The organism is Streptomyces sp. NPDC056479, assembly GCF_042795335.1.
Lineage (GTDB): Bacteria > Actinomycetota > Actinomycetes > Streptomycetales > Streptomycetaceae > Streptomyces.
Map to the genome: position 1 here is coordinate 574170 of NZ_JBHTRZ010000005.1, position 25053 is coordinate 599222.

At 69.8% G+C, this 25053-nt stretch carries 18 protein-coding genes; 12 read left to right on the forward strand and 6 right to left on the reverse strand.

Annotated elements, in window-relative coordinates; genetic code table 11:
* Positions 1-11: 11 nt before the first annotated feature.
* The gene (locus tag ACFQ6S_RS23020) at positions 12-2306 is read right to left on the reverse strand and encodes a (Fe-S)-binding protein (RefSeq protein ID WP_383412727.1); all 2295 of its coding nucleotides are present in this window, start codon (positions 2304-2306) and stop codon (positions 12-14) included.
* A 206-nt stretch (positions 2307-2512) separates the two neighbouring features.
* On the opposite strand from ACFQ6S_RS23020, the gene ACFQ6S_RS23025 reads away from it, so the two are divergent.
* The 5 genes from ACFQ6S_RS23025 (at position 2513) to ACFQ6S_RS23045 (ending at position 7833) form a co-directional block, all read left to right on the forward strand.
* Positions 2513-3577, forward strand: coding sequence for an MraY family glycosyltransferase (locus ACFQ6S_RS23025; protein WP_383412730.1), 1065 nt, complete (start codon positions 2513-2515; stop codon positions 3575-3577).
* Between the two features lie 94 nt (positions 3578-3671).
* The gene (dnaK, locus tag ACFQ6S_RS23030; RefSeq protein ID WP_383412732.1) at positions 3672-5519 is read left to right on the forward strand and encodes a molecular chaperone DnaK; all 1848 of its coding nucleotides are present in this window, start codon (positions 3672-3674) and stop codon (positions 5517-5519) included.
* A complete protein-coding gene (gene grpE, locus ACFQ6S_RS23035) occupies positions 5519-6163 on the forward strand; it encodes a nucleotide exchange factor GrpE (RefSeq protein ID WP_383412735.1) in 645 nt (214 codons plus the stop codon). Before dnaK ends, grpE begins: the two co-directional genes overlap by 1 nt.
* Before the next feature lie 36 nt (positions 6164-6199).
* Entirely contained in the window at positions 6200-7381 is a 1182-nt protein-coding gene (gene dnaJ, locus ACFQ6S_RS23040; protein WP_383412738.1) for a molecular chaperone DnaJ, read from the forward strand.
* 5 nt (positions 7382-7386) lie between these two features.
* Positions 7387-7833, forward strand: a complete 447-nt coding sequence (locus ACFQ6S_RS23045) for a heat shock protein transcriptional repressor HspR (RefSeq protein WP_383412741.1) — start codon at positions 7387-7389, stop codon at positions 7831-7833.
* A gap of 82 nt (positions 7834-7915) precedes the next feature.
* On the opposite strand, the gene ACFQ6S_RS23050 is transcribed toward ACFQ6S_RS23045, so the two are convergent.
* A complete protein-coding gene (locus ACFQ6S_RS23050; protein ID WP_383412743.1) occupies positions 7916-9583 on the reverse strand; it encodes a PA14 domain-containing protein in 1668 nt (555 codons plus the stop codon).
* Between the two features lie 64 nt (positions 9584-9647).
* Positions 9648-11366: a PA14 domain-containing protein gene (locus ACFQ6S_RS23055; protein ID WP_383412746.1), complete on the reverse strand. Its 1719-nt coding sequence runs from the start codon at positions 11364-11366 to the stop codon at positions 9648-9650.
* Between the two features lie 294 nt (positions 11367-11660).
* Here ACFQ6S_RS23055 and ACFQ6S_RS23060 point away from each other — a divergent pair, with 294 nt between their 5' ends.
* Positions 11661-12785, forward strand: a complete 1125-nt coding sequence (locus ACFQ6S_RS23060; protein WP_383412749.1) for a sugar ABC transporter substrate-binding protein — start codon at positions 11661-11663, stop codon at positions 12783-12785.
* 756 nt (positions 12786-13541) lie between these two features.
* Positions 13542-14651 carry a LuxR C-terminal-related transcriptional regulator gene (locus ACFQ6S_RS23065; protein WP_383412751.1) on the forward strand — a complete coding sequence of 370 codons (1110 nt, stop codon included), beginning with the start codon at positions 13542-13544 and terminating at the stop codon, positions 14649-14651.
* 337 nt (positions 14652-14988) lie between these two features.
* Here ACFQ6S_RS23065 and ACFQ6S_RS23070 read toward each other — a convergent pair whose 3' ends face one another.
* Entirely contained in the window at positions 14989-15933 is a 945-nt protein-coding gene (locus ACFQ6S_RS23070) for a helix-turn-helix transcriptional regulator (protein WP_383412754.1), read from the reverse strand.
* A gap of 370 nt (positions 15934-16303) precedes the next feature.
* Between ACFQ6S_RS23070 and ACFQ6S_RS23075 the strand changes: the two genes are divergently transcribed.
* Positions 16304-16639, forward strand: a complete 336-nt coding sequence (locus tag ACFQ6S_RS23075; protein WP_062673604.1) for a hypothetical protein — start codon at positions 16304-16306, stop codon at positions 16637-16639.
* A 175-nt stretch (positions 16640-16814) separates the two neighbouring features.
* On the opposite strand, the gene ACFQ6S_RS23080 is transcribed toward ACFQ6S_RS23075, so the two are convergent.
* Positions 16815-17228 carry a pyridoxamine 5'-phosphate oxidase family protein gene (locus tag ACFQ6S_RS23080; RefSeq protein ID WP_383412757.1) on the reverse strand — a complete coding sequence of 138 codons (414 nt, stop codon included), beginning with the start codon at positions 17226-17228 and terminating at the stop codon, positions 16815-16817.
* A gap of 118 nt (positions 17229-17346) precedes the next feature.
* Here ACFQ6S_RS23080 and clpB point away from each other — a divergent pair, with 118 nt between their 5' ends.
* Both clpB and ACFQ6S_RS23090 read left to right on the forward strand, forming a co-directional pair.
* Positions 17347-19980: an ATP-dependent chaperone ClpB gene (gene clpB, locus ACFQ6S_RS23085; protein WP_383412760.1), complete on the forward strand. Its 2634-nt coding sequence runs from the start codon at positions 17347-17349 to the stop codon at positions 19978-19980.
* Positions 19981-20138: 158 nt separating this feature from the next.
* Positions 20139-20666 (forward strand): YbjN domain-containing protein, encoded by a 528-nt coding sequence (locus tag ACFQ6S_RS23090; RefSeq protein ID WP_383412761.1) that lies wholly within the window; start codon positions 20139-20141, stop codon positions 20664-20666.
* A 132-nt stretch (positions 20667-20798) separates the two neighbouring features.
* On the opposite strand, the gene ACFQ6S_RS23095 is transcribed toward ACFQ6S_RS23090, so the two are convergent.
* On the reverse strand, positions 20799-21989 hold the full coding sequence (locus tag ACFQ6S_RS23095; protein WP_383412764.1) for a pyridoxal phosphate-dependent aminotransferase: 1191 nt from the start codon (positions 21987-21989) through the stop codon (positions 20799-20801).
* 804 nt (positions 21990-22793) lie between these two features.
* On the opposite strand from ACFQ6S_RS23095, the gene ACFQ6S_RS23100 reads away from it, so the two are divergent.
* Together ACFQ6S_RS23100 and ACFQ6S_RS23105 are read left to right on the forward strand one after the other, a co-directional pair.
* Positions 22794-23366 carry a DUF2617 family protein gene (locus ACFQ6S_RS23100; RefSeq protein WP_383412766.1) on the forward strand — a complete coding sequence of 191 codons (573 nt, stop codon included), beginning with the start codon at positions 22794-22796 and terminating at the stop codon, positions 23364-23366.
* A 36-nt stretch (positions 23367-23402) separates the two neighbouring features.
* Positions 23403-25013: a polyamine aminopropyltransferase gene (locus tag ACFQ6S_RS23105; protein ID WP_383412769.1), complete on the forward strand. Its 1611-nt coding sequence runs from the start codon at positions 23403-23405 to the stop codon at positions 25011-25013.
* Positions 25014-25053: the final 40 nt, after the last annotated feature.

A 25053-nucleotide genomic window follows, 5' to 3' on the forward strand; every position in this document is an offset into this window, starting at 1 on the left:
GTCCCGGCCGGTCACTTCACCGGAGCAGGCTCCGGAGCGTCCTCCGCCTCGGCCTCGCCGGCCGGGGGCTCGTCGTCCGCGACCGGGGTCCTGACGGACTCCAGCAGCAGCTGGGCGACGTCGACGACCTGGATGGACTCCTTGGCCTTGCCCTCGTTCTTCTTGCCGTTCACGGAGTCCGTGAGCATGACGAGGCAGAACGGGCAGGCCGTGGACACGATGTCCGGGTTGACGGAGAGGGCCTCGTCGACGCGCTCGTTGTTGATGCGCTTGCCGATCCGCTCCTCCATCCACATCCGCGCACCGCCGGCGCCACAGCAGAAGCCGCGCTCCTTGTGGCGGTGCATCTCCTCGTTGCGGATGCCCGGCACGCTGGCGATGATCTCGCGCGGAGGCGTGTAGATCTTGTTGTGGCGGCCCAGGTAGCAGGGGTCGTGGTAGGTGATGATGCCTTCGACCGGGGTCACCGGGACCAGCTTGCCCTCGTCGACGAGGTGCTGGAGCAGCTGGGTGTGGTGGATGACCTCGTAGTCGCCGCCGATCTGCGGGTACTCATTGCCGATCGTGTTGAGGCAGTGCGGGCAGGTGGCGACGATCTTCTTCGCCGCCTTCGGCTTCTTCGACTCGGGCGTGACGTTGCCCTCGTCGTCCATCTCCTCGCCGAACGCCATGTTCAGGGCCATGACGTTCTCCATGCCGAGCTCCTGGAACAGGGGCTCGTTGCCGAGGCGGCGGGCGGAGTCACCGGTGCACTTCTCGTCGCCGCCCATGATCGCGAACTTGACGCCCGCGATGTGCAGCAGCTCGGCGAAGGCCTTCGTGGTCTTCTTGGCCCGGTCCTCCAGGGCGCCGGCGCAGCCGACCCAGTACAGGTACTCGACCTCGGTGAGGTCCTCGATGTCCTGGCCGACGACCGGGACATCGAACTCGACCTCCTTGAGCCACTCCAGGCGCTGCTTCTTGGCCAGGCCCCAGGGGTTGCCCTTCTTCTCCAGGTTCTTGAGCATCGTGCCCGCCTCGGACGGGAACGCGGACTCGATCATCACCTGGTAGCGGCGCATGTCGACGATGTGGTCGACGTGCTCGATGTCCACCGGGCACTGCTCGACACAAGCACCGCAGGTAGTGCAGGACCACAGGACGTCCGGGTCGATGACGCCGTTCTCCTCGGCGGTGCCGATCAGCGGGCGCTCGGCCTCCGCGAGGGCGGCCGCGGGGACGTCCTTCAGCTGCTCCTCGGACGCCTTCTCCTCGCCCTCCATGCTCTTGCCGCCGCCGGCCAGCAGATACGGCGCCTTGGCGTGCGCGTGGTCGCGCAGCGACATGATCAGCAGCTTGGGGGAGAGCGGCTTGCCCGTGTTCCAGGCGGGGCACTGCGACTGGCAGCGGCCGCACTCGGTGCAGGTGGAGAAGTCCAGCAGGCCCTTCCAGGAGAACTGCTCGACCTGGGAGACACCGAAGACGTCGTCGTCACCGGGGTCGGTGAAGTCGATCGGCTTGCCGCCGGAGGTCATCGGCTGGAGGCCGCCGAGGGCCGTCCCGCCGGTCGCCTCGCGCTTGAACCAGATGTTCGGGAACGCCAGGAAGCGGTGCCAGGCCACACCCATGTTGGTGTTGAGCGAGACCACGATCATCCAGACGAACGAGGTGCCGATCTTCACCATCGCGGTGAGGTAGACCAGGTTCTGCAGCGCGGTCAGGCTCAGGCCCTTGAAGGCCAGGACCAGCGGGTACGAGGCGAAGTACGCCGCCTCGTAGTGCTCGACGTGGTGGATCGCGCCCTCGAGGCCGCGCAGCACGTAGATCGCGAGGCCGATGGTGAGGATGACGTACTCGACGAAGTAGGCCTGGCCGGACTTCGAGCCCGCGAAGCGGGACTTGCGGCCCGCGCGCGAGGGCAGGCTGAGCAGGCGGATCACCATGAGCACCGCGATGCCCAGGATGGTCATCACACCGATGAACTCGATGTACAGCTCGAACGGCAGGAACCCGCCGATGACCGGCAGCGTCCAGTCGGCCTGGAAGAGCTGGCCGAAGGCCTGGGCCAGGGTGGGCGGCAGCGTCAGGAAGCCGACCGCCACGAACCAGTGGGCGACTCCGACGATGCCCCACCGGTTCATCCGGGTGTGGCCGAGGAACTCCCGCACCAGCGTCACGCTGCGCGCGTAGGGGTTGTCGGTCCGGCTGCCGGCCGGGACCGGCTGGCCGAGTTTGAAGTACCGGACGAACTGGCCGATGGCGCGTGCGAGCAGCGCAACGCCGACCACGGTCAGCACCAGCGACACGATGATCGCGGCGAGTTGCATTTCGGGGCTCCTCGGGCCTGCGAGGTGGTGGTTTCGAGGGGGTCCTCGACATTACTAAGCGGTAACTTATGCAGTCCGTCTGAGACTACCCCCATCCTCAGTCGCACTGTAGCCAGGGGCGAGGTGATCTGAGTCGCTGAGGGTTGCCTTAAGAACCGATCGTGTTATTCATCCCGAAATGGTATATACGGCACTAATCTATGCCCGTGCTTTACGGGATCGCCGCCGCCACCGCCGCCCTTCTCCTCACCGCGCTCCTCGCGGCGCTGCTTCGCCTGCCCGCTCTGCGCCTCGGCATCGTGGACCGCCGGCGACAGCGGCCGCTGCCCCTGCTCGGCGGTGTGGCCGTCGCGCTGGTGACCTGCCTGGTGGCAGGTGCCGGGGAGTGGACGGGAGTCGCCCGACTGGGCTCGGAGATCATGCGGCTGCTGATCGCCGCGGGCGCCGTCGCCGTGCTCGGACTGGTCGCCGACGTACGCCGGGTGAAGGCACGGTTCCTGGTCGGCGGTACGGCCGTGGCGGCGCTCTGCGTGGTGCCGTACGGCGACACGGGGATCCTGCTGGGGCTGCTGGCCGTCGGCTGGATCGTGCTCGTCGCCGTCGGCTTCAAGGCGCTCGACCACGCGGACGCGCTGGTCGGCACGGTCGGGGTGCTCACCGCCTTCGGCGTCGGTGTCTGCGCGGCGGCCGAGGTGATGGACGAACTCGCCGTGCTGCTCAGTGTGCTGGCCGCCGCCCTGACCGGGTTCCTCATGCACAACTGGCATCCCGCGAAGATCGGGCTCGGAGCGTCCGGGTCCCTGTTCGTCGGCTTCGTGCTCGCGTCGTCGGCCGTGATGACCCGGGCCGGGCACGATCCGGTCTCGAGCGCGGGCGTGCTCTACGCGCTCACCGCCCTCGCCACCGCCGACGTCGTCCTAGTGGCGCTGTCCCGCCGGCTGGCCGGGCGGCCGCTGCTGCGGCCCGGGCCCGACCATCTGGCCCACCGGCTGCGCCGGGTCGGTCTCACTCCGCAGGGCGTGACCGTTCTGCTGGGTGCCGGGGCCTTCTCCGGGGTACTCGTCGGCGTCCTCGTGCACATGGGATGGATGGCGCGGTCCGGGGCGTTGTGGGTGGGGGTGGGCGCTCTGATCGCCGTACTCGGGCTGCTGCACATCAAGACCTACGGGCCTCGGCGTCAACCCAGTTTTCCCGTGCAGGACTCCGTCAGGGCCTCCGCACGGGTCGAGTCTTCGCAGGTGGGAGCCCAGTTGCGCGTAAGGAACGGATAAGAGTTGAGTGAGGTCGACTCAGCTCTGTTGACCCATGGGGAGCCGTCGTGCACACTTGAGTCCGTTCCACTCAAGTCAGCTGGAGGAAATCACCATGGCACGTGCGGTCGGCATCGACCTGGGCACGACTAACTCCGTCGTCAGCGTTCTGGAGGGCGGCGAGCCCACCGTCATCACCAACGCCGAGGGTGCCAGGACCACGCCGTCCGTCGTCGCCTTCGCGAAGAACGGCGAGGTGCTCGTCGGCGAGGTCGCCAAGCGCCAGGCGGTCACCAACGTGGACCGGACCATCCGTTCGGTGAAGCGTCACATGGGCACCGACTGGAAGATGGAGCTCGACGGGAAGCCCTTCAACCCGCAGCAGATCTCCGCGTTCATCCTCCAGAAGCTGAAGCGCGACGCCGAGTCGTACCTGGGCGAGAAGGTGACCGACGCGGTCATCACCGTCCCGGCGTACTTCAACGACTCCGAGCGTCAGGCGACGAAGGAGGCCGGCGAGATCGCCGGTCTGAACGTCCTTCGCATCGTCAACGAGCCCACCGCGGCCGCGCTCGCGTACGGCCTCGACAAGGACGACCAGACGATCCTCGTCTTCGACCTCGGTGGCGGCACCTTCGACGTGTCCCTCCTGGAGATCGGCGACGGCGTCGTCGAGGTGAAGGCCACCAACGGTGACAACCACCTCGGTGGTGACGACTGGGACCAGCGCGTCGTCGACTACCTGGTGCAGCAGTTCAAGTCCGGTCACGGCGTGGACCTCGCCAAGGACAAGATGGCCCTCCAGCGCCTCCGTGAGGCCGCCGAGAAGGCCAAGATCGAGCTGTCCTCGTCCACCGAGACCTCGATCAACCTGCCCTACATCACCGCCTCCGCCGAGGGCCCGCTGCACCTGGACGAGAAGCTCACCCGGGCTCAGTTCCAGCAGCTGACCGCGGACCTCCTGGAGCGCTGCAAGACCCCGTTCTTCAACGTCATGAAGGACGCCGGCGTCTCCATCAACGAGATCGACCACGTCGTCCTCGTCGGTGGCTCCACCCGTATGCCCGCCGTCGCCGAGCTCGTGCGCGAGCTGACCGGCGGCAAGGACGCCAACAAGGGCGTCAACCCGGACGAGGTCGTCGCCATCGGCGCCGCCCTCCAGGCCGGTGTCCTCAAGGGTGAGGTCAAGGACGTCCTGCTCCTCGACGTGACCCCGCTGTCCCTCGGCATCGAGACCAAGGGCGGCATCATGACCAAGCTCATCGAGCGGAACACGACGATCCCGACCAAGCGGTCCGAGATCTTCACCACCGCCGAGGACAACCAGCCGTCCGTGCAGATCCAGGTCTACCAGGGCGAGCGCGAGATCGCGGCGTACAACAAGAAGCTCGGGATGTTCGAGCTGACCGGTCTGCCGCCGGCCCCGCGCGGTGTCCCGCAGATCGAGGTCGCCTTCGACATCGACGCCAACGGCATCATGCACGTGACCGCGAAGGACCTCGGCACGGGCAAGGAGCAGAAGATGACCGTCACCGGTGGCTCCTCGCTGCCGAAGGACGAGGTCAACCGGATGCGCGAAGAGGCCGAGAAGTACGCGGAGGAGGACCACGCCCGCCGCGAGGCCGCCGAGTCCCGCAACCAGGGTGAGCAGCTCGTCTACCAGACGGAGAAGTTCCTCAAGGACAACGAGGACAAGGTCCCCGGCGAGGTCAAGACCGAGGTCGAGGCCGCCGTCGAGGAGCTGAAGACCGCGCTCAAGGGCGAGGACACCGCCGAGATCCGCACCGCCACCGAGAAGGTCGCCGCGGTCTCGCAGAAGGTCGGTCAGGCCATGTACGCCGACGCCCAGGCCGGCCAGGCCGCGGGTGGCCCCGAGGGCGCCGCTCCGGGTGGCAAGGCCGCCGACGACGACGTCGTGGACGCCGAGATCGTGGACGACGAGCGCAAGGACGGTGTCGCGTAATGACGGAGGAGACCCCGGGCTTCGAGGAGAAGCCCGACGTCCCCTCCGGCGCGACCCCTGACGACGCCGAGTCGAAGGCCGCCCCTCAGGAGGGGGCGGCCCCGGCCGGGGACGGAGCAGCAGACGCGGGCCTGGTGGCCCAGCTGGACCAGGTGCGTACGGCGCTCGGTGAGCGCACGATGGACCTCCAGCGGCTCCAGGCCGAGTACCAGAACTACCGCCGCCGCGTGGAGCGGGACCGGATCACGGTCAAGGAGATCGCCATCGCGAACCTCCTGACCGAGCTCCTGCCCGTGATCGACGACATCGGCCGCGCACGGGAACACGGCGAACTCGTCGGCGGATTCAAGTCCGTCGCGGAGTCGCTGGAGACCGTCGCGGCGAAGATGGGACTGCAGGCGTTCGGCAAGGAGGGCGAGCCCTTCGACCCGACGATCCACGAGGCCCTGATGCACTCCTACGCGCCGGACGTCACCGAGACGACCTGCGTCGCGATCCTCCAGCCGGGGTATCGCATCGGCGAGCGCACCATCCGCCCCGCGCGGGTGGCCGTGGCCGAGCCCCAGCCGGGCGCGCAGACCGTCAAGGAGGAGTCTGCCGAGGCGGCCGACGACAAGGAGAGCGGTGGCCCGGACGAGGGCTGACGTTGAACTGACGAGGAGAGAGGAGGGGCGTCGAGGATGAGCACCAAGGACTTCATCGAGAAGGACTACTACAAGGTCCTCGGCGTCCCCAAGGACGCCACCGAGGCCGAGATCAAGAAGGCGTACCGGAAGCTCGCCCGCGAGAACCACCCGGACGCCAACAAGGGCAACGCCAAGGCCGAGGAGCGCTTCAAGGAGATCTCCGAGGCGAACGACGTCCTCGGCGACCCCAAGAAGCGCAAGGAGTACGACGAGGCGCGCGCCCTCTTCGGCAACGGCGGGTTCCGCCCGGGGCCGGGCGGCGCGGGCGGCTCCTTCAACTTCGACCTGGGCGACCTCTTCGGAGGCGGCGCCCAGGGCCAAGGGGGTTCCGGCGGCTTCGGCGGCGGAATCGGTGACGTCTTCGGGGGCCTGTTCAACCGCGGCGGCGCGGGCACGGGCACACGTACCCAGCCCAGGCGCGGCCAGGACATCGACACCGAGGTCAACCTCAGCTTCACCGAGGCGATCGAGGGTGCGACGGTCCCGCTGCGGATGTCCTCGCAGTCACCGTGCAAGGCGTGCGCGGGCACCGGCGACAAGAACGGCACGCCGAGGGTGTGCCCGACCTGCGTCGGCACCGGCCAGGTGGCCCGGGGTTCGGGCGGCGGCTTCTCGCTGACCGACCCCTGCCCGGACTGCAAGGGGCGCGGCCTGATCGCCGAGCACCCGTGCATGGAGTGCAAGGGCAGCGGCCGGGCGAAGTCGTCCCGGACGATGCAGGTCCGCATCCCGGCCGGGGTGTCGGACGGCCAGCGCATCCGGCTGCGCGGCAAGGGAGCGCCCGGCGAGCGCGGCGGCCCGGCGGGCGACCTCTACGTCACCGTGCATGTCGACGCCCACCCGGTGTTCGGCCGCAAGGACGACAACCTCACGGTGACCGTCCCCGTGACCTTTACGGAGGCGGCCCTCGGCGGCGAGGTCAGGGTTCCCACCCTGGGCGGACCGCCGGTCACCCTGAAGCTGCCGCCCGGCACGCCCAACGGCCGCACCATGCGGGCGCGGGGCAAGGGCGCGGTCCGCAAGGACGGCACCCGCGGGGACCTGCTGGTCACCGTCGAGGTGAGTGTCCCGAAGGACGTGACGGGGAAGGCTCGTGACGCGCTCGAGGCGTATCGCGAGGCGACCGCGGAGGAGGATCCGCGGGCGGAGCTGTTCCAGGCCGCGAAGGGAGCTTGATGGAGATGGACGGTCGTCGACGCAACCCGTATGAACTGACCGAGGAAACCCCGGTCTACGTCATTTCGGTGGCGGCCCAGCTCTCCGGCCTGCACCCGCAGACCCTTCGCCAGTACGACCGCCTGGGCCTGGTGTCCCCCGACCGCACGCCCGGCCGGGGCCGCCGCTACTCGGCCCGCGACATCGAACTGCTCCGCCAGGTGCAGCAGTTGTCGCAGGACGAGGGCATCAACCTGGCCGGCATCAAGCGCATCATCGAACTGGAGAACCAGGTCGTCGCGCTGCAGTCCCGCATGGCGGAGATGCAGGCGGCCCTCGACGGGGCCGCGGCGGCGATGCAGCAGCGCGAGGCCGCGGTGCACGCGTCGTACCGGCGCGACCTGGTGCCGTACCAGGAGGTACAGCAGACCAGTGCGCTGGTGGTGTGGCGGCCGAAGAAGCCCAAGGACTAGGCAGACCGCAGGCAAAAGGGGCCCGGAGGAATCTCCGGGCCCCTTTCCTGTGCCGTGAGCGGCCCGCCGTCAGCTGTGGCCGTCAGCGGCCGACGAAGAACTCCAGCGAGGTGCTCTGCGTGCTCTGGCGGCCGTAGGCGTCCACGGCGTACACCTCGGCGATGCAGGGGCCGTTGTAGGGCGCCGTCCAGGAGAGCGACCCCGTGGCGGAGAACCGGGTGCCGCTGATGCCGCAGGCGCCCGAGATCTCCCAGGAGTAGCCCTTCAGGACGCGTGCCTCGTCGCCCGTGCCGGGGGCGGCCGTGAGCTGGATCGGACTGCGCGCGGGCACGCCCGTGGTGACCAGGGTCAGCTTCGGCGCGGCCGGGCCGCTCGCGGTGGCCGGCGTCAGACGGTCGACGACGGTCTCCGCGGAGGGGACGGAGTCGGCGCCCTGGGCGTCGACGGCGGCCACGTAGTAGTAGGCCTTGCCCTTCGGGGCGGAGGTGTCGGCGTACGACGTGCCGGACGTGGCGCCCAGGAGGCTCCAGGCGCCGGTGGCGGTGGTGCGGCGGTAGACGCGGTGGCCGGTGACCCCGGCGTCCTCGGCCGCGGTCCACGTCACCTTCGTGGAGGCGTCGGCGGGCGTGCTCGTGAGGCCCGTGGGGGCGGCGACGGCCGACGCCACGGGGCGGGTGACCACCGCGGGGTCGGAGACCGGGGCGATGTTGCCGGCGGCGTCGAGGGCCACCACCTCGTAGTTGTAGGCCAGGCCCGCGGGTGCCACGGGGTCCGTCCAGGACGTGCCGAAGACGATCTCCGGACCGTCCATGTCCGACTGGCCGCCCTCCGCGCCCCACACCTCGTAGTGGTGCACGTCCTTGGACGTCGAGGCCTTCCACGTGACGGAGTTGCCCGCCGTCGTCCCCAGCGCCGACACGGTCTCGACCCGCGCCGGGGCCGTCCGGTCGACGGTGGTGACGGCCTGATCCGTCGTACCGGCCGACTCGTTGCCGGCTTTGTCGTAGGCGCGGACCTCGTAGTAGTAGGTCGCGCCATTCACCGGCAGGGTGCTGTCGGTGTACGTGGTGGAGGTGGTCGTCGCGAGCGGGGTGCTGCCGTAGGAGGCGCCCTTGAGGCGGCGGTGGACGCGGTAGCCCGCGAGGTCCATCTCCGGGTTCTTGGACCAGGTCAGCTTGGCCTTGCCGGTGGCCGTGTCGTACGTGACCTTCGCACCGGTGGGCGTGAGCGGCTTGACCTTGTCGACGGTGGCCGAAGTCCGCGGGGCGTAGCCGAACTTGACCTTCGCGCTGCCGGTCCAGTTCACGTAGTCGATCCGCAGCGTGTGCTTACCCGCTGGAACGGAGACGTTGACGGTCTTGGAGACGGTCGTGGAGGTGTTCTTCCACAGGTCGATCTTGCGGGAACCGTCGAGGTAGACGCGGATGCCGTCGAGCCCGGAGGCGGAGAGGACGAAGGGCCCGCCGGAGCCGAAGTCGCGGGTGAGGGTCCAGCGGACGGCGAAGTTGTCCTTGGGGAGGCCGGAGGCGGGGGCATTGGTGCCCCAGTTCTGGTCGATGGCGGTGTCGCAGTCGGTCTTCTTCGGCGTACCGGAGAAGGCCGTGTTCGCGAAGAACTGCCGCTTGAAGACGGGCGAGTTGCAGGTCACGGCGGCGGACGCGGGCGCGGCGAGGGTCGTGAGCAGGCCGCCCGCGGTGGCGAGCACGAGGGCGGTCGCGGTGACCGCGGGCGTGCGTCTGGCTGGGGTCATGGGGTCCTTCGGTCCTGTTCGGCGACGGCGGTGATCAACCGTCGCCGAACACGTACGGCGTCTGTCAGGGGTTGTCGGCCGGGGCGGTGACCGCCCAGTCGCCGCCGGGCGCCGACTCCGTGCCGTCCGCGTACATCGCGGTCACCCAGTAGTGGCGGGTGGTGCCCGCGCCGGCGCCGGTGTCCACGTAGGAGGTGCCGGTCGTGGCCGCCAGCTTCTCGTAGGCCTCGGTGTCGGGGTTCCAGCGGTAGACCTGATAGCCGGTGGCATCGGCCACGGTGTTCCAGGTCAGCACTACGTCGTCGTCGTTCTCGTCGGCCGTCAGATGTACCGGCGAACCCTCCGGCGTGGCCACGCTCGGCGTCATGTCGAGCTCGGTGACGCGCACGGCCTGGACCGGATCGTCGCTCCACTTGATGGCGGAGTTGCCCTCGTCGTCCACGGCGTCGACGAAGAAGCAGACCTCGTCGCCGTCGGGGAGCGTGGTGTAGTCGTAGGACGTGTCACTGGGCGAGACGTAGTCCACCAGGCTGCCCCAGCAGACTTGTTCGCCCTCGTCGCCGTAGAGCTCGCCCCAGTGGACCGTGTAGTACTTCAGGTCCGTTGCCGCGCTCTTGTCCCAGTCGAGCCGGAAGCCGTACTCGGTCGGGGTGGCGTTCAGCCCGGTGACGAGGGCCGGCGGGTCGTTGTCCCAGATCTTGCCGTACTGAGTCGCGGACCGGGCCGACTCGTTGCCCGCCGCGTCGACGGCCGAGACCCGGTAGTAGTACACGACGCCCTTGGCGGCGGCGGTGTCCAGGAACGACAGCTGGTCCGTGCCGCCGATCTCGGTGTAAGTGCCGCGCTCGGTGGCCGCCCGGAAGACGCGGTACTTCACCGCGTCCGCGACCTTGCCCCAGCCGACCTCCAGTCCGCCGGACCCGCCGGTCGGGGTCACCTCACCCGTCGCCTTCGTGATGGTGGGCGAGGCGGGTGCGACCCGGTCGACGGTGGTGATGGCCTGATCCGTCGTACCGGCCGACTCGTTGCCGGCTTTGTCGTAGGCGCGGACCTCGTAGTAGTAGGTCGCGCCATTCACCGGCAGGGTGCTGTCGGTGTACGTGGTGGAGGTGGTCGTCGCCAGCGGGGCGCTGCCGTAGGAGGCGCCCTTGAGGCGGCGGTGGACGCGGTAGCCCGCGAGGTCCATCTCCGGGTTCTTCGCCCAGGTCAGCTTGGCCTTGCCGGTGGCCGTGTCGTACGTGACCTTCGCGCCCGTGGGCGTGAGCGGCTTGACCTTGTCGACGGTCGCCGAAGTCCGCGGCGTGTAGGCGAACTTGACGTTCGCGGTGCCGGTCCAGTTGACGTGGTCGATGCGCAGGGTGTGCTTGCCGGCGGGGATGGTGACGTTGACCGTCTTGTTCGCGGTCGTCGACACGTTCTTCCACAGGTCGATCTTGCGGCTGCCGTCGAGGTAGACGCGGATGCCGTCCTGGGTGGAGGCCGCGAGGGAGAACTGGCCGCCGGAGCCGAAGTCCCGGGTCAGGGTCCAGCGGACGCTGAAGTTGTCCCGGGGGAGGCCGGAAGCGGGGGCGCCCGTGCCCCAGTTCTGGTCGATCGCGGTGTCGCAGTCGGTCCGCTTGGGGGTGCCCGAAAACGTCGTATTCGCGAAGAACTGCCGCTTGAAGACGGGGGATGTGCACGTCACGGCGGCGGACGCGGAGGGGGTCATCGAGAGCAGGGTGCCCGCGGTGGCGAGCACGACCGTCGTCGCGGCAGCGGCGGTCGTGCCTCTGGCTGGGTTCATTCGATCCTCTGGTCGAGTGCGGGACAGCGGTCAGGAGCTGTCCTCATCAGGACTCGCGAGTAATGGGGTTGGTTGTACGGATCTTGATCCTGCGTTCGATCGAGATTCCGTGGAGGGGGTGTAACGGGCGTTTGGAGAGGTTCCGCCATGTCTTTACATGGTCAGCGGAGCGTGGTGTTGCGCACTCGTTAAGTAGTTCCGCTTGACGCTGGGGGTCGTCGGCGCGTTGTCTTTTCAGACATCTGGGCGCAATGGCGCGCCCGTGTCCCGAAGGCACCAGAAGTGAGCTCCTCTATGCGTCCCTTGCGCCCGCTGCGCCGCACCGCCACAGCCGTGGCCGCCGCGTCCACGATGACCCTCTCGCTGGCCGCATGCGGGGCGCTGGGTGTCACAGGGGACAGCAGTGAGGCGAGCCCGACCAAGGGCAACGACGTCACCGTGGGCCTGCTGCTGCCGGAGACCGCGAACACGCGCTACGACAAGTTCGACTTCCCCATCATCAGGAGCAAGGTCCTCGAGCTCACCGACAAGCAGGGCAGGGTCGTCTACAAGAACGCCGACGCGAACGCCGCCAAGCAGGAGAGCCAGCTGCAGCAGATGATCGACGACCAGGTCGACGTCATCCTGCTGGACGCCGTCGACGCGCACGCCATCGCGGGCGGGGTGAAGAAGGCCAAGGAGGCCGGGATCCCGGTCATCGCCTACGACCGCCTGGCCGAGGGGCCGATCGACGCCTACGTCTCCTTCGACAACGAACTCGTCGGCGAGGTCCAGGGCCGCAGCCTCCTGGAGGCCATGGGGGAGGTCGACTCCTCCGACAAGATCGTGATGATGAACGGCTCGCCCACCGACCCCAACGCCAAGCAGTTCAAGGCCGGTGCCCTCTCCGAGCTCAACGGCTCGGTGGACATAGCCAAGTCGTACGACACCAAGGACTGGAAGCCGGAGAACGCCCAGGCCAACATGGCCGCGGCGATCAAGTCCCTCGGCGCGAACAACATCAAGGGCGTCTACTCCGCCAACGACGGCATGGCCGGCGGCGTCATCAAGGCCCTGGAGTCGGCGGGCGTGACCGATCTGCCGCCGATCACCGGGCAGGACGCCGAACTGGACGCCGTCCAGCGGATCCTGGACGGCGAGCAGTTCATGAGCGTGTACAAGTCGTACCCGCAGGAGGCCGAGAGCGCCGCCGAGATGGCCGTCGCCAAGGTCCAGGGCCACGACATCCAGTTCGAAGCGCTCGCCCAGGACCAGGTCGACAGCCCGACGGACAAGAACATCCCGGCGCTGCTGGTCCCCGTGGTCGCCCTGACGAAGCAGAACATCAAGGAGACCGTCCTCGCGGACGGGATCTACCAGGTGTCCGACATCTGCACGGGCGAGTACAAGGCGGACTGCTCGGCGGCCGGGATCAAGTAGGGCGCGCCCGGAGTCGTACGAGAGGGACGGGGCGGACCGGACGCGGGGCGAGGAGCCGCGCGGGTCGGTGACGGCGGCTTTGCGAGTGCGTTCGATCGTCACGGCGTTCGACCCCGGACCCGACAACGCGCTGCCGGCTCCGGTCGAGGCGGCCTCCCACTCGCCCTGTTCCGTCGAGCGGCAGGACTCGACGTCGGGGTGAAGCCGGTTCCCTCGCCGAGGCGGCCACCGGATGAGGTCCGGGACATATGTGCGGAGAGGCTTGTCGCCGGCGAGCGCGCCTCCCGCGCGGCGTTCGCGAGTGGGACGTTGCAGAGGGGTCGGGCCCGACGGCCGGCCCCTCTCCTCGTCGGCCCCCGCGTATGCGTCGAGGAGGTCTGCCGTTTCACGGAGGTGCGCGCGGCACGGTGACGTCCGGCGGTCGGACCGAGCAAGGCGTCCCGGCTTTGCTGCGCACACCGCAAAGGCCGGGAAGACACCATCAGCTTGTTGCAACTCGGCGGGCGGAGGCCCGTAGATACCGGGGCGTACTGGTGTTTTGCGGCGCCCGTCCCGCGAGGAGCCGTGTTGCGGAGCACGGCCTGTCCGCGCATAGTTGCGCTGCGGAAGCGCGAGCGAACCGCGGGGCCGCACGGCCGAGCACGGTGGGCCCGTCGACCAGGTCCCGCCCGGCCGGTGTCCTGGCAGGGGCGTCGACACCGCGCTCCGGAGCTGAGCGAGCCGGCGAACCAGTCAGGAACCGGGGGTGGATGGGCGATGGCCGGGCACAGGGCGCAGGAGCATCCACACGGTGCCGACCGGCTGTGCGAGGCCGGGGATCGTGTCTACTCCCGTGCCGTCGGGCACGGCCGGGTGCCGCGCCGGGACGCCGAGCCGGTGCCCTGTCTGCTGGAACTGGCACTGCTGCACCCCGACCCCGACGACATGGACTGGCTGGTGCCGACCTCCCCGCAGGAGGTCATGACCCGGCTGCTGCGCGGGGTGTACGACGAGGTGAGCACGAGCCAGCGGCGCATGGGCTCGGCGGTGGCGGCCTTCGAGTGGTACGCCGGTCTGGGCCCCCTGACTTCGCAGACGGCCGGCATCGAGGGCATCGCGCCGGGTTCGGCGATCCGGGTCCTGGACGGCGACTCGCGCATCCAGGGCGCGCTCGACGAGGCGACACAGGCCTGCACGAGCGAGGTGCTGACCGTGCAGCCCGGCGGCATCCGTCCCGAGCACGAGCTGACGGAGGGGCTGCACCGGGCGATGGCGCTGCGGGGGCGGGGCGTGCGGATGCGCGACCTGTACACGCATGTGGCCCGGCACGGGCAGGGCCTGCTCAACTACCTTGAGCTGATGGGCGATTCGGTCGAGGCCCGCACCCTGGACGAGGTGATCGACCGGCTGATCCTCTTCGACCGCACGGTGGCCTTCATCCCGGCGAACGCCGACCGCACGATGGCGCTGGAGCTGCGGCATCCGGGGCTCGTCCACTACCTGGTGACGGTGTTCGAGCGGCTGTGGCGCCTCGCGATCCCGCTGACCGCCCCGCTCCCCGACACCGGCATCGAGGGCATCTCCCACCGCGAACAGTCCATCGCCGCGCTGCTCGCCGAGGGGCACCAGGACGCGGTGATCGCGGAGCGGCTGGGGATAAGCGTGCGGACGTGCCGGGCGCACATCGCTCGGCTGTCGGAGACGCTGGGCGCGGCGAGCCGTACTCAACTGGGCGTGCGGATCGCCCAGGTGGGACTGGACCGTTCGCGTGTCTCGTCGTCCGAGGCCGCGGTGATCAGGGTCGCCGGGGTGCCTGGGCTGCCTGGAGGTCATGGGATGCCCGAGGGGCATGGTGTGCCTGGTCAAGAATCCCCGACCGGCCGATGAGACAGCCGAGTTGGGCCCGGCTCACGCTGCCCGGCGTCGCCGCGAGTTCGGCGATGTGGACGCGGGGCGCCGTCGCTCGTCCGCGACCCGGTCCGCCGAGGCGCGCAGCAGCCTGTGGAGGGCGAGGGCCGGTGCCACGGGCTCCAGCCGGTCCAGGTTCTCGACCGTGGGCTGGAGCAGGCCGAAGTCGAACAGACAGGGCGCGTCGTCCGCGGCCCGGCCGGTCCACGCACCCCTCGCGCAGGGCCTGGGCGTACAGCCGCAGCCCCGGCTCGCACATGTCGTCCGCTCCGTGGCCGTGCGCCGGTGCGCTCACGCGTCGCTCTCCCCTTGGGATTCAGTGCTCCTGTTCCAGGATTCCGGACTGGGCGATGAGATAGCCGAGCTGGGCGCGACTGCCGCTGCCCAGCGCCGCCGCCAGCTTGGCGATGTGGGCGCGGCAGGTGCGGACGTTCATGCCGAGCCGGCGCGCGATGGCCTCGTCGACGTGTCCCTCCACGAGCAGCTTCGCGATGGAGTGCTGGATGTCGGTGATGCCGTCGGGGGCCGTCTCGTACGGGGCGCCGGCGGTCAGCGGGACCGCGCGGTTCCACATGAACTCGAAGACCTTGATCAGATAGCGGATGAGCCCGGGGTGGCGGAGTTCCAGGGCCACCTGCTGGTCGTCCCGGGTGGGGATGAAGGCGACCGACTCGTCGCAGATGATGAGCCGCTCCACCAGCTCGTCGATCGTGCGGTACTCCACCTTCCCGTTGGAGAGCTGGGCGACGTAGGCCAGCTTCTCCGGGTTGTAGCGCGCCGTGTGCTGGTAGAGGGTCCGTATCCGCGCGCCCCGTTCGATCATCGGCCGATCGCGCTCCAGCCCCTGGAGGAGCTGGCGCTCGGAGAGACGGTTGCTCGGCTGGACCGTGAGCATCTCGGTGTGGCACTGGGCCGTGGCCAGATTGAGGGCGGCGTTGATCCGCTCCCCGCCCTCCAGCACGGTGATGGAGTGCGTGCTCCCCGGCACCTGGGTACTGAGGTCCATGAACGGCTGCAGCACCTCGGCCAGACCGACCGACATCCGCCTGCGTTCGGCGATCTCCCGCTCGATCGGATTGAGACGCTGAGCGAGGGCGACCGACGCCGGCACGGGGCGCAGCCAGTTCGCGTCGTCAGGATCCGGGTAGAGCAGTGCGAACTCCGTCAGACAGGGTGCGGACTCCACGTCCGCGCGTGCGATACGCCCCGTGCGCAGCGCGTTCGCATAGAGTCGGCCACCTTCCGCGCACATCTCGGTCATCGCATGGGGATGTGTCGCTTTAGTCTGATTCGTTGCCAAATCTCCACCCCCCAGGGTCCTGAACATGCAGGAACATGATGCACCGATCGTGTGGCCATGAAGTGCCCGAATGAGCCATCGTCTTACTCGACGGGGGAAGAGGGGACCTTCAAGTGAGGACGAAGCCGACTATGCGGAACAGAATGCTTCGCTCGATTCTTGTCGCCGCCTTCTCCACCGTTATGGCCTTCGGAGTCCTGAGTGGCCTCTCGGAAGCGAAGAGCGACTCGCGAGCGGACAGTACGTGGCCGTCGTCGAAGACGACTGTCACGATCGCCAAGGACAGCACTTGGCCCACCTCCTCCGTGCAGAACAGTGCCGAGGAGTCGGCATGACCACCCCGCCCGACGACCGGTCGTTCCGTAGGGAAATGGCCACCGCCTACCGCTCCGGCTGGCACTTCATCGATCTCGTCACCGCGATCCCCCACCCCGGTGACTCATTGATGGTGACGGTCTTCGGAGAACCGGTCGTCGTGACGCGGGACGAGGACGAGGACGTACGGGCATACCGGTGTCTGCGGCGGCCTCGGGGGGCGCCGCAGCCCGTGCGGTGTGCCATCCGGTACGGAATGATCTTCGTCAACCTCGATCAGCGCGACCACCGGCTGGTGGAGCCGGAGGCCCCGGCCCCAAGGACCATCTCAGCCACCCCCCGCAGTGCCTGACGCGATTCCCCCGTCGTAACAGATCGCTCAGGTGCTTCCCCCCGCAGCGGCGTCACCGTGACCTGAACACGGTGACGCCGCTGCAGTTTTGCGGGGACATTTACCCGTATCCGCCCGTTCGGACCGTGGCTGAAACCGGGCGACCGGTATCCGGCCAATCAGGCCGGTCGTCCGGTCATCCCTGCCCCATCGCCCGCGTCAGCTCGATCTCGATCACCACCCGGTCGGGATTCGGCGCCGGCGTCCGCTCATAGCGCGTCGCGTACCGCCGCACTGCCTCCGCGACCCGCTCCGGCTCGGTCCTGACGTACGCCCGCCCCTCCAGCGTCGCCCAGCGCCTGCCGTCCACCTGGCACACGGCGACCCGGGCCCCGTCCGGGCCGGCGGCCCGGACATGGCTCACCTTCGCGCTGGACTTGTTCGTGATCACTCGAGCCAGCCGCGCCTCGGGGTCGTATGTCACTCCGACGGGTACGACGTGTGGAGTGCCGTCCGGACGAAGGGTCGTCAGGGTGCACAGATGCCTCTCCTGCCAGAAGGCGAGGTACGGCGCGTCCGGCGCGCCAGGATCCTGGGGGTATGCGGCCATGCCCGGGAAGCTAGTCGCCCCAAGCCTCCCGCGACCACCTTGAGTGGAATAGACTCAACTTTGTGTACGCTGTCCCAGTCAGACTGGGAGACGCTGACGCCAGGAGGAGAACCGACACGTGGACGCCGAGCTGACCAACAGGAGCCGGGACGCGATCAACGCGGCCAGCAACCGGGCCGTGACCGAGGGGCACCCGGATCTCACCCCCGCCCACCTGCTGCTGGCTCTGCTCCAGGGGCAGGACAACGAGAACATCATCGATCTGCTGGCGGCCGTCGACGCCGACCAGGCCTCCGTGCGCGCCGGCGCCGAGAAGGCGCTCGCCGCGCTGCCCAGCGTGACCGGGTCCACGGTGGCGCCCCCGCAGCCCAACCGGGACCTGCTCGCCGTGATAGCGGACGCCCAGGCGCGCGCCCAGGAGCTCGGCGACGAGTACCTCTCCACCGAGCATCTGCTCATCGGCACCGCCGCCAAGGGCGGCCCGGCGGCCGACGTGCTGGCCCAGCAGGGGGCCGGTGCGAAGAAGCTGCTGGAGGCCTTCCGCAAGGCCCGCGGCGGGCGCCGGGTGACCAGCGCCGACCCCGAAGGGCAGTACAAGGCCCTGGAGAAGTTCGGCACCGACTTCACCGCCGCCGCACGGGAGGGCAAGCTCGATCCCGTCATCGGCCGGGACCAGGAGATCCGGCGGGTCGTCCAGGTGCTCTCCCGCCGCACCAAGAACAACCCCGTCCTCATCGGTGAGCCCGGCGTCGGCAAGACCGCCGTCGTCGAAGGGCTCGCCCAGCGGATCGTCAAGGGCGACGTGCCCGAGTCCCTGAAGGAGAAGCGGCTCGTCGCGCTCGACCTCGGCGCCATGGTCGCCGGGGCCAAGTACCGCGGTGAGTTCGAGGAGCGGCTGAAGACCGTGCTCGCGGAGATCAAGGACTCCGACGGGCAGATCATCACCTTCATCGACGAACTGCACACCGTCGTCGGTGCCGGCGCCGGCGGTGACTCCGCCATGGACGCCGGGAACATGCTCAAGCCGATGCTCGCCCGCGGTGAGCTGCGCATGGTCGGCGCCACGACCCTCGACGAGTACCGCGAGCGGATCGAGAAGGACCCCGCCCTGGAGCGGCGTTTCCAGCAGGTGCTGGTCGCCGAGCCGACGGTCGAGGACACCATCGCGATCCTGCGCGGACTCAAGGGGCGCTACGAGGCCCACCACAAGGTGCAGATCGCGGACAGCGCGCTGGTGGCCGCGGCCACCCTCTCCGACCGGTACATCACCTCCCGGTTCCTGCCGGACAAGGCCATCGACCTCGTCGACGAGGCCGCCTCCCGGCTGCGCATGGAGATCGACTCCTCGCCGGTCGAGATCGACGAACTCCAGCGGTCGGTGGACCGGCTGAAGATGGAGGAGCTGGCCCTCGACAAGGAGACCGACGCGGCCTCCCTTGAGCGTCTGGAGAAGCTGCGCCGCGACCTCGCCGACCGGGAGGAGGAGCTGCGCGGCCTGACCGCACGCTGGGAGAAGGAGAAGCAGTCCCTCAACCGCGTCGGTGAGCTGAAGGAACGGCTCGACGAGGTGCGCGGCCAGGCCGAACGCGCCCAGCGCGACGGCGACTTCGACTCCGCCTCCAAGTTGCTGTACGGCGAGATCCCCACCCTGGAGAAGGAGCTGGAGGCCGCCTCCGCCGCGGAGGAGGAGGCCGCGAAGGACACCATGGTCAAGGAGGAGGTCGGCTCCGACGACATCGCGGACGTCGTCGCGGCCTGGACCGGCATCCCGGCCGGGCGGCTGCTGGAGGGCGAGACGCAGAAGCTGCTGCGCATGGAGGACGAGATCGGCCGCCGGCTGATCGGCCAGTCGGAGGCCGTGAGCGCGGTGTCGGACGCCGTACGCCGCACCCGCGCGGGCATCGCCGACCCGGACCGCCCGACCGGCTCCTTCCTCTTCCTCGGCCCGACCGGCGTCGGCAAGACCGAACTCGCCAAGGCCCTCGCCGACTTCCTCTTCGACGACGAGCGGGCGATGGTCCGCATCGACATGTCGGAGTACGGCGAGAAGCACAGCGTGGCCCGGCTGGTCGGCGCGCCTCCCGGCTACGTCGGCTACGAGGAGGGCGGCCAGCTGACCGAGGCGGTGCGCAGGCGGCCGTACAGCGTGGTGCTGCTGGACGAGGTGGAGAAGGCGCACCCGGAGGTCTTCGACATCCTGCTCCAGGTGCTGGACGACGGGCGGCTGACGGACGGTCAGGGCCGTACGGTCGACTTCCGCAACACCATCCTGGTGCTGACGTCGAACCTGGGCAGCCAGTTCCTGGTCGATCCGATCACCAGCGAGCAGGAGAAGAAGGAACAGGTCCTGGAGGTGGTGCGCACGGCCTTCAAGCCCGAGTTCCTCAACCGCCTGGACGACCTGGTGGTCTTCTCGGCCCTGAACAAGGACGAGCTGAGCCGTATCGCCCGGCTCCAGATCGACCGGCTCGCCAAGCGGCTGGCCGAGCGCAGGCTGTCGCTAGAGATCACCGACGAGGCCCTGGCCTGGCTCGCCGACGAGGGCAACGACCCGGCCTATGGCGCGCGGCCGCTGCGCCGACTGGTCCAGACCGCCATCGGTGACCGGCTGGCCAAGGAGATCCTTTCCGGCGAGGTGAAGGACGGCGACACGGTTCGGGTGGACGCTCCCCCAGTCTCGGCTTCGCTCGACCGGGGGGACCCCCACGGCGGCGGGCTGATCGTGGGTCCGGCGACCGGAAAGACGCTCTGACCGGGCATGATGCCGTGATCGCGGGTACCCGGCGAAACCGGGTACCCGTCCCCTGTGACCGGATCGAGTCAGCCGAGGGCTGACAGGCCCGTCCGGGCTTGCCACCCCCCTCCCCGGATGGGGGAGGATGGCGGAATCCGTACGAAGGGAAAATCACGGTGAGCATCGACCCGTCCTCGATTCCGAACTTCGGGGGCCAGCAGCCGCAGCCCGGGCCCCCGCCCGGCCCCGTTGTCCCGGATCAGGACCTCGTGAAGCAGCTCCTCGAACAGATGGAGCTGAAGTACGTCGTCGACGAAGAGGGTGACCTCGCGGCGCCGTGGGAGCAGTTCCGTACGTACTTCATGTTCCGCGGCGAGGGTGACCAGCAGGTCTTCTCGGTGCGGACGTTCTACGACCGGCCCCACAAGATCGACGAGAAGCCCCAGCTTCTGGAGTCGATCGACGACTGGAACCGCCGGACCCTGTGGCCCAAGGTCTACAGCCACACGCACGACGACGGCACCGTCCGCCTGATCGGCGAGGCGCAGATGCTGATCGGTACGGGCGTGAGCCTCGAGCACTTCGTCTCGTCGACGGTCAGCTGGGTGCGGGCCGCCATCGAGTTCGACAAGTGGCTCGTCGAGCAGCTCGGCCTGGAGCAGGAGGTCAACGACGCGGAGGAGCCGGAGGACGGCGAGGAGTAGTCCCGCAGCCGCAAGGCGAAGCCCGGCCAGGGCACCGGCCGTCACGGGCCGGGTGCCGGGGCCGGGCTTCGCCGTTTGAGGGGCCGCGGGGCCGCCCGCCCGTCCACAGGCCGTGGACGGCTTGGGGAGGACTCAGCCCGCCAGGGACTTGAGCCGCTTCACCGCCTCCTGAAGCACCTCCGTCCGCTTGCAGAACGCGAACCGCACGAAGGGCGCCCCCTCCGCCCGGTGGTCGTAGAAGACCGCGTTCGGGATGGCGACCACCCCGGCCCGCTCAGGCAGCGCACGGCAGAAGGCGAAGCCGTCGCTCTCGCCGAGGGGCCGGATGTCGGTGGTGATGAAGTAGGTGCCGGCGGGCCTGAACACCTCGAACCCGGCCTCCGTCAGCCCCGCCGCCAGCACGTCCCGCTTGGCCAGCATGTCCTCGCGGAAGGCCGCGAAGTAGCTGTCGGGAAGCGCGAGCGCCTCGGCGACCGCGTACTGGAACGGCCCCGAGGAGACGTACGTCAGGAACTGCTTCGCCGAGCGCACGGCCGTGACCAGGGTGGACGTCGACGTCACCCAGCCGACCTTCCAGCCGGTGAACGAAAAACTCTTGCCGGCCGACCCGATCGTCACCGTCCGCTCGCGCATGCCCGGGAAGGTCGCGAGCGGCAGATGCTCGGCATCGTCGAAGACCAGGTGCTCGTAGACCTCGTCGGTCACGACCAGCAGGTCCCGCTCCACGGCCAGCTCGGCGATCGCGGCCAGCTCCGCGCGGGTGAGCACCGTGCCGGTGGGGTTGTGCGGGGTGTTGATCAGCAGCAGCCGGGTGCGGTCGGTGACGGCGGCCCGCAGCTCGTCCAGGTCGAGCCGGAAGCTTCCCTCGTGCGGGCGCAGGGTGACCGGCACGCGCGTGCCGCCCGCCATGGCGATACAGGCCGCGTAGGAGTCGTAGTACGGCTCGAAGGCGATGACCTCGTCGCCGGGCTCCAGCAGCGCGAGCAGGGCGGCCGCGATGGCCTCGGTGGCGCCCGCGGTGACCAGGACCTCGGTGTCGGGGTCGTACGACAGCGCGTAGCGCCGCTGCTGGTGGGCGGCGATCGCGCCGCGCAGCTCGGGGACGCCGGGGCCCGGCGGGTACTGGTTGCCGCGCCCGTCCCGCAGCGCCCGTACGGCCGCCTCGCGGACCTCTTCCGGGCCGTCGGTGTCGGGGAAGCCCTGGCCGAGGTTGATCGAGCCGGTGCTCAGGGCCAGCGCGGACATCTCGGCGAAGATCGTCGTCCCGAACTCGGCGAGCCGGCGGTTGAGCAGCGGGCGGGTGGTGGAGGTCATGCCGGCCATCCTGCGCCCAAGCTCTGGAGTTCCTCAACTCTGCTTTGGGCCGCGAGAGGGCCGGGCATCTTGCTCGCACGCACCGAGCGGGAGGCGCCCACGGGGGGACGTCTCGGGCCGCTTCGGGGGAACGGAAGGAGGCTGAGCCATGGGCATCGGCATCATCGTGGCGCTGGTCGCAGTGGTCTGTGTCGTGGTCGTCGTATCGGCCGCCCGCAGTGGACGGTCGGCACACCGCGGCCACAGCCGCCGGGGGAGCTCGCACAGCAGCGGGGGCAGCTGGTGGGCCGGCGGGGGAGACAGCGGATCGTCCTGCGGGGGTGGCTCCTCCTGCGGTGGCGGCTCGTCATGCGGAGGCGGGTCGTCGTCCTGTGGAGGAGGAGGCGGGGGCGGATGCGGTGGCGGAGGCAGCTGACACGGGGCAGCTGAGCTCCCCGAGCAGGGGGAACCGCATCCGGAGGGGAGCGGGGCCGGTGCCTGGGACCGGCCCCGCTTTCCTGCGTCCGGGGCGGGGATCCCGGCCGGAATCGTCGAGCACCGGCGCACGCCCCGTGTCCGGCAGCGCACGCCGGAGTTGAACAGTTGAGCTGATAAGCCCTCTGAGGGATGGAAACCCTACGAACTTGGGTAAAAACGCTGTGGCGGCCCCACAGTTCATGATTCAGTTAATTTCACCGACGCAGCCCTCGGACGTCTCGCGGACACCTCTTCTGACCGGCCGACTGGGCTGACCGGATCGGCCTCCCGGTGTCGGACGGGAGCGCCGGAGACCGATACCTCCCTCCCTTTCTTGTGTGCTTGCGGAGCCGATCCATGCTCACGACCCTGAACACCGCCTATTCCGACACGCGCGCGGCCGACCTCGCCTGGGCCCTGGGGCGTGAGCCGCTGCCCGCGCTTGCCCTGCTCGACCTCGAACTGACCGATGCGAAGCTTCAGTTGCGACTGCTCGGCGCGTCCCACCAGGTGCTGTTGGAGGAGGAGCGGGGCAACTGTTCGGAGACGGTGGCCTGTATGCCCGGCAGCAGCACCCCTCTGCCGCTCGGTGTGGCCAAGCGGCACGGGGACTGGGAGTACGAGTTCGCGGCCCGGGTGGAGATCCTGTCACCGGGGCAGTTCGCGGGCCGCGCTCAGGAGTTGCTGGCCCTGGTCGCCGACCACCCGCAGGGACTCGTCGGCGTCTTCCCCGGCAGCCCGTACGCCTTCACCGCGATGCTGGCCCAGCACCACGAGGGCCAGGTGCACTGGCGCACCTGGCACGCGTACCCGCAGGACGGGCAGTTGGTGGCGACGCGCACGAGGGTGGGCGTGCGGGGGTCCGGGGCCGCACTCCTCACTGAACGGCAACGCAAACGTCGGGAGCCTCAACACCACACGTGTGGGTGACGAAGCGTACCCATGCAGTGACGTACCGTCGGCAGCGTGATCGAGCCGCACGCCCCCGCCCCACCCGGCACGACGCCGCCCTGGCGCGGCCGCGCACGGCTACCGGTGCGGCCCGACACCGGACGGTTCCTGGTGCTCGTGTGTGTGTTCGTCTGCGCCGCCTGCGGACTCGTGTACGAACTCGAACTCGTCGCCCTCGCCTCGTACTTGATCGGCGACTCGATCACCCAGGCCTCCGTCGTCCTGTCCGTCATGGTGTTCGCGATGGGCATCGGCTCCCTCGCCGCGAAACGCCTGCGCCCGCACGCGGCGGCCGGGTTCGGCGCCGTCGAGGCCGTACTGGCCCTGGTCGGCGGGTGCAGCGCGCTGGTCCTGTACGCCGTGTTCGCCTGGACCGGCGGCTGGGACGGGACGGGCGCCGCCGGCTCCCGGGCACTCCTGGTCGCCTTCTCCCTCACCATCGGCCTGCTCATCGGCGCCGAAGTGCCGCTGCTGATGGAGCTCATCCAGCGCATCCGGCGCCAGGACGCGGGCGGCGCGGTGGCCGACCTGTTCGCCGCGGACTACGTCGGTGCCCTCGTCGGCGGCCTCGCCTTCCCCTTCCTCCTGCTGCCCCTGCTGGGCCAGTTGACCTCGACCCTGATCACCGGCGCCGTCAACGCCGTCGCGGGCGGCGCACTCGTCCTCGGCCTGTTCCGGGGTGACCTCACCCGGCGGGCCCGCTGGCTGCTGGTGATCGCCAACGTCACCGTGCTCGGCGTGCTGGCCTCCGCCGCCGTACTCGTCGACGACTTCGAACGGGCGGCCCGGCACGAGGTGTACGGGCAGGACGTGCGCGTGGCGCTGCAGACCGAGGTCCAGGAGGTCGTCATCACCGGCGGCACCGACGGCCGCCCCCTCGACCTCTTCCTCGACGGCCGGCTGCGGGTCAGCGGACGCGACGAACGGCGGTACCACGAGGCGCTGGTCCACCCCGCGATGAACGGCGTGCACTCACGCGTGCTCGTCCTCGGCGGCGGCGACGGACTGGCGGTGCGTGAAGTGCTGCGGCACTCCGGGGTGCACCGGGTCGACGTCGTCGAAGTCGACCCAGGGGTCGTGCGGTTGGCGCGCCGGGACCCTCCGCTGTCCCGCCTCAACGGGTATGCCTACGACGACGACCGCGTCCACGTCATGACCGGGGATGCCTTCCGCTGGCTGCGGACGGCGCCGCCCTCGACGTACGACGTCGTCATCTCGGACCTGCCCGACCCCGGCATCACGGCCAGCACCAAGCTGTACTCCCAGGAGTTCTACGGCCTCGCCCGCCGCGCCCTCACCCCGCAGGGCCGCCTCGCCGTGCACGCCGGGCCGGTCTCCTCCCGCCCGCGCGTCTTCTGGACGGTCGACACGACCCTGCGCGCGGCGGGCCTGCGCACCGCCCCGTATCGCGTCCGGGGCCGCGACCGCTCGACGGAACCGGCACGCGCACCGCACGACTGGGGGTTCCTCCTCGCGGGGCCGGCGCAGCGGCCGCCGCTGCGGCTCGGGGCTGGGCCGCGTCCGGCGACCTTGACGCAGGCGGGGCTGGCGGCGGACGGGCTGGCGGCGGAGGGGACGCGGGTCGTGGGGCTCGCGGTGTCGACGTTGGTGCATCCCCGGTACTGAGCGGGCCGGGAGGATACGCCCGGCGGGAGGGCGTGAGGTG